Genomic DNA, 1,721 nt, shown 5'->3' on the forward strand with positions numbered 1-1,721 from the left:
CAGGTTTGGTGGGTAAAATGTATTCTAGGATACAGTCCTGCTGGCGAGTGAGTGGAACGAACCACAAAGACACAAAGGACACAAAGATTGATCGATCATATTGTAAGTTAAACTGATCACACAGAACCTAGAAGAGCCTCAGAATTCTTTTCCTCGGTAACAATCCCTAAAATTCTCTAGTCTCACACCCCGAAAACTATTGATAACTTTAGGAGTCTAGCAAATGTCCAACGAAACCGTCAGCTATTCCCTAGAAGCTGTCCTAACCAGGATTGAAAGTAAAATCGACAAAATCGATGAACGTCTCACAAAATTAGAAATCGGACAGGCCGAACTCAAGGCCGAGTTAAAAGGCGATATTAAAGTATTAGACGAGAAAATCGAGGGATTAACGGCACGGGTTGGTTATCAGGAGTTCACCAACCGGGGGATTCTGATAGCTTTGGTGGTTGCTGTCTTGGGAGGTGCTGCTAAACTTTTCGGTTTTTTCCCCAATCCCTAGAAGTTACCCCCGATACTTAAACCTAACCTGAAATGGGAACTTAGGGTTTTGGGAACTTAGGGTTTTGGGGATTTTGGGGTTTTTAGTAGCCATTTATCGGCATTATTAGTCATGTTGACGATCAGTCCTAAAACCTTATTATACCTCTTGTCAAACCTAAATTCAGGAAAATCCCCATCACCCCATTCCCCCACTTCCCCATTCCCCCACCACCCCACCACCCCATTCCCCCATCACCCCATCACCCCACCTCCCCACTTCCCCAAAAAAAATTTTTCCCAAGGGTGATAGGTTTTCTGAAACAGGTGGGTAAGTTGTTTATAGAGAACAAAAAACACTTACCAAAGGATATACCTATGAACTCCACCTTCAAATTCAAACTCCTCCAAGCTCTCAACAAAAAGAACCGTAACAAAGGTTTCACCCTCATTGAACTCCTAGTTGTCGTTATCATCATCGGTGTACTCGCCGCCATCGCTCTCCCCAACCTCCTCGGTCAGGTAGCCAAAGGCAGACAAGTGGAAGCTCGCACCAACCTCGCTGCCATTAACCGCGCTCAACAGGCTTTCCGCTTACAGAAGGCTACTTTTGGACAATTCTCCCTTACAGCTGATGACAACCAGTTGCCCATATCTATACAACCTGAATACTACGACTATCCTGATACTGAGGATGGTTTTGATGCCACACAAGCTGTAAACAATGCTACGGCTAAAACTTTTAGCAACGATATTCGCGACTACTCTGCTGCAGTAGGTCAAACCGATGCGGGTGTTTTCAGTTCAATCATTTGTGAAGCAAATACACCTGCAGATACTGTCACGGCGACTGTAAGTCAAGGTCAGGTGGATGATTGTCCTCCAGACAATAGCACAGAAGTTAACTAGATATTCTTCCCAGATTGCTTAAAAGCTTTCTGGCATAATAACCAACAATTGATAATCTAGCGGAAGGTGGCAGGGAAATGTTTTCTCGGAAACCTTGCGCTTTTGATTTTTTGGGGAAGTGGGGAAGTGGGGAAGTGGGGAAGTGGGGAAGTGGGGAGAATAAATAAAACCAATCTCCTGTCTCCCGATAACTGATAACTGATAAGTAGGTGGGTGGAATTAAATATAAAATAAACGTAGGTTGGGTTGAAGCATGAAACCCAACGCCCGCATGGGTTACGCTACCGCTAACCCATCCTACAAATAATTGTGCCTACCTACTTAACTGATAA

At 44.3% G+C, this 1,721-nt stretch carries 2 protein-coding genes; both read left to right on the forward strand.

All coding sequences use genetic code 11. The annotated features are described in order from the left end of the window. Positions 1-223 precede the first annotated feature (223 nt). A complete protein-coding gene (locus ACE1AQ_RS13075) occupies positions 224-502 on the forward strand; it encodes a DUF4164 domain-containing protein (RefSeq protein ID WP_106909867.1) in 279 nt (92 codons plus the stop codon). A gap of 356 nt (positions 503-858) precedes the next feature. Next, entirely contained in the window at positions 859-1,389 is a 531-nt protein-coding gene (locus ACE1AQ_RS13080; protein WP_374808546.1) for a type IV pilin-like G/H family protein, read from the forward strand. Positions 1,390-1,721: the final 332 nt, after the last annotated feature.

The organism is Microcystis sp. BLCC-F209, assembly GCF_041928595.1.
Taxonomy (GTDB): domain Bacteria; phylum Cyanobacteriota; class Cyanobacteriia; order Cyanobacteriales; family Microcystaceae; genus Microcystis.

What these genes read in the sequence shown, in the direction of transcription:
- ACE1AQ_RS13075 (WP_106909867.1), top strand. Translation starts at nt 224, where the DNA reads ATGTCCAACGAAACCGTCAGCTATTCCCTAGAAGCTGTCCTAACCAGG.
- ACE1AQ_RS13080 (WP_374808546.1), top strand. Translation starts at nt 859, where the DNA reads ATGAACTCCACCTTCAAATTCAAACTCCTCCAAGCTCTCAACAAAAAG.